Source organism: Methanosaeta sp. UBA356 (assembly GCF_002496465.1).
GTDB lineage: Archaea > Halobacteriota > Methanosarcinia > Methanotrichales > Methanotrichaceae > Methanothrix > Methanothrix soehngenii.
Map to the genome: position 1 here is coordinate 1 of NZ_DAKC01000118.1, position 2974 is coordinate 2974.

Here is a 2974-nt window from a genome sequence, read left to right on the forward strand (position 1 = left end):
GAGACCGCTTTTAAGAAGGCCATTCAGGTGGGTAAGAGGGTGCGCAAAGAGACCCGCATCAACGAGCGCTCGGTGTCGGTAGGCTCTGCAGCTGTCGACCTGGCTGAGGAGATCCTGGGTGACCTGAAGGGCAAATCGGTCCTGGTGATCGGCGCTGGAGAGACTGGGGAGCTAATATCCCGGGCACTGCTCAGCCGGGAGATCGGATCGCTGGCAGTCACCAATCGGACCCTTAGCTCAGCGGTCTGTCTGGCGGAGAGCCTGGGGGGAGAGGCAGTTCCATTTGATGATATGCCCCGCCGCCTTCATATCGCAGATGTGGTGATCAGCGCCACCTCTGCCCCCCATTACATCCTCCTCAAGAGCGACATAGAGACGGCCATGGCCGATAGAAGCAACAAGCTTCTCATAATCGATATCGCCAACCCCAGGGACGTGGACCAGGCTGCTGCCGAGGTTTCAGGGGTCCAGCTGCATAACATCGACAGCCTCAAGAACATCAGCCGGGAGAACATGATGCAGAGGATGGCAGAGGCGGCACGGGTGGAGGAGATCATAACAGAAGAGCTGCAGCTTCTCCGGGCCAAGTACAAGAGGAAGGAGGCGGAAGAGCTGCTGGCTCGGCTTTACTCTCAGGCGGAGCTGATCAAGGACCAGGAGGTTAGAAAGGCCATGAACAAGCTCTCAGCCAGGCATACCCTGGGCGAGATCGAGCAGCAGGTCCTGTGCGATATGAGCCGCTCCATTGTGAATAAAATATTATCGGAGCCGACCAAATCGCTGAAGAGCGCTGCGGAGAGGGGAGACCTGGAGATACTGAAGTCATTGTGCGAGCTGTTCCGGCTGGAGGAGAAGATATGAGGAGAATGAGGCGGCTGAGAGTGCCGGGGATCAGAGAGATGGTTTCCGAGACGGATCTGGGCATAAAGGATCTGATTCAGCCCATCTTCGTGGATGAGAGGATATCTGAGCCGAAATTGATCGAATCCATGCCCGGCCAGTATCATCAGAGCATAGAGAGCGTGGCAGCAGAGGCAGGAGCGCTGGAGGATCTGGGGGTGCCGGCAGTGCTGCTATTCGGCCTGCCCTCCACCAAGGATGAGATGGGCTCGGCTGCAGCCGATCCCGATGGCGTGATCCAGAAGGCGGTGCGGGCAATCAAGGAATGCACCAGTCTTTTGGTCATAACCGACCTGTGTCTGTGCGAGTACACCAGCCACGGCCACTGCGGCCTGGTCCGGGGAGAGCGAGTACTGAACGATGAGACCCTTCCCCTGCTGGGTGAAGTGGCAGTGAGCCAGGCCCAGGCGGGAGCGGATATAGTCGCCCCCAGCGGAATGATGGATCATATGGTGCGGGCCATTCGCACCTCTTTGGACTGGGAGGGATTCGCCGATACCCCCATTCTCTCTTATTCCGCCAAGTATGCCTCCACATTCTACGGTCCCTTCCGGGAGGCGGCCCAGTCGGGCTTCGCATTCGGCGATCGCCGGGGATACCAGATGGATCCGGCCAACTTTGCCGAAGCCCTGTGGGAGGTGCAGCTGGACATCGAGGAAGGGGCGGATATGGTGATGGTCAAGCCGGCCATGCCCTATTTGGATGTGCTCCGGGCGGTAAAGGAGATGTTCGGCATGCCCACTGCTGCCTATCAGGTATCTGGAGAGTACTCCATGATCCAGGCCGCCGCTGAGCGGGGCTGGCTGGATGAGCGGGCCGCCTTTCTGGAGTCGTTGATGTGCATTAAGAGGGCGGGGGCGGATATGATCATCACCTACTGGGCAAAGGAGTATGCCAGGCAATGCGAAGGATGATCCTGCAGATAATCGATACGGCTCCTCGCTATTTAGTATGGGTAAACTCTAATCGTATATTCTCTGTGTCTCCGCGCCTGTGGTGAAGGGCTATGCACTAACCCAACCTCAGAAAGCAGAGGTGCAAAGGCAATAGTTTCAGCTGGACCTCACCCACACAATTCGGCGAGGAGCCACAATAAGGCTATTGAAGTCTTTGCCAAAGCCAAAGAGCTGGGGCTATACGAGCTGATTCCAGCCCTCATGAGTACGTGTAAGCTACAAGATCCCATCTCTGGCGGAGGTATCACGGCCAGTTATAGTAGTTCTGACGAGAAGTCTGAGTAGTAAATGTGATTAAATGGCCCCTAACGAATGATTCACTGGAAGAGGTTGTAGAGCCCCTCATTTCTGAACTCAGGTGCCCAGAGGACTTCCGAAATCTGGTTCAAGCTCGAGACTCAGGCCAGATCGTCATGGCATTGAATGGCAGCGTATCATTTGTATACAAAGCCGTAGACAGCACGATCATTGGCCGCATGGAGTTCAGGCTACCCCCAGAAGTTCTGAAACTTCTGCAGCTGACACCCAACCGGCCGATGGCATTGCAGGGGAACGCTCGGGAGCTGGCCAGGATGATGAAAGCAGAGGTGTTGGGGATCCAAGGAGATAGGACGAGTGCAGAGACGAAGGTTACTATAACCAGTAAATGTTATGGGCAGATAATGAGGTCATATGTCCCCAATGCAGAGCCTTGTCTCACATTACTTATGATGCTTGAGGAGACGATGATGCCATGAAGAAAGCCTTCCGAATGAGAGAAGAACAAGACCCTGCTGGCAAAATAGCAGAATCGGAAGAGAATGAGGTATCCGTTGCCTCAGAAGAGCTTGTCGGCAGCACCCGGCCACTCATAGAGCAGGCAAAAGCCCGTGTCGCTCAATCAGTAAACTCCGAGCTTGTGATCCTCTACTGGCAGATAGGCAAGCGCGTCAGCGATGATCTGCCAGCCGAGAGCCGGGCTGAGTATGGAGCGAAAGTTGTCGAGCTGGTGAGCAAGAGGCTGGCTGCGGAGTACGGGAAGGGCTTTCGCCGCAGCAATGTCTTTCACATGATCCGTTTTGCCGAGGTCTTCGATGATATCAAGATAGTCCAGACACTGTCTGGACAATTATCTTGGT

At 55.5% G+C, this 2974-nt stretch carries 4 protein-coding genes; all 4 read left to right on the forward strand.

What is annotated here, in order from left to right; genetic code table 11:
- A partial coding sequence (gene hemA, locus BP727_RS11205) for a glutamyl-tRNA reductase (RefSeq protein WP_286858863.1) occupies window positions 1–861 on the forward strand: 861 nt, incomplete at its 5' end.
- Window positions 858–1814 (forward strand): porphobilinogen synthase, encoded by a 957-nt coding sequence (gene hemB / locus BP727_RS11210; RefSeq protein WP_286858865.1) that lies wholly within the window; start codon window positions 858–860, stop codon window positions 1812–1814. The genes hemA and hemB, both read left to right, overlap by 4 nt.
- Before the next feature lie 455 nt (window positions 1815–2269).
- Window positions 2270–2593 carry a hypothetical protein gene (locus tag BP727_RS11215; RefSeq protein WP_013719198.1) on the forward strand — a complete coding sequence of 108 codons (324 nt, stop codon included), beginning with the start codon at window positions 2270–2272 and terminating at the stop codon, window positions 2591–2593.
- Window positions 2590–2974, forward strand: a 385-nt coding sequence (locus BP727_RS11220) for a DUF1016 N-terminal domain-containing protein (RefSeq protein ID WP_286858867.1), incomplete at its 3' end; no start/stop codon positions are given. The genes BP727_RS11215 and BP727_RS11220, both read left to right, overlap by 4 nt.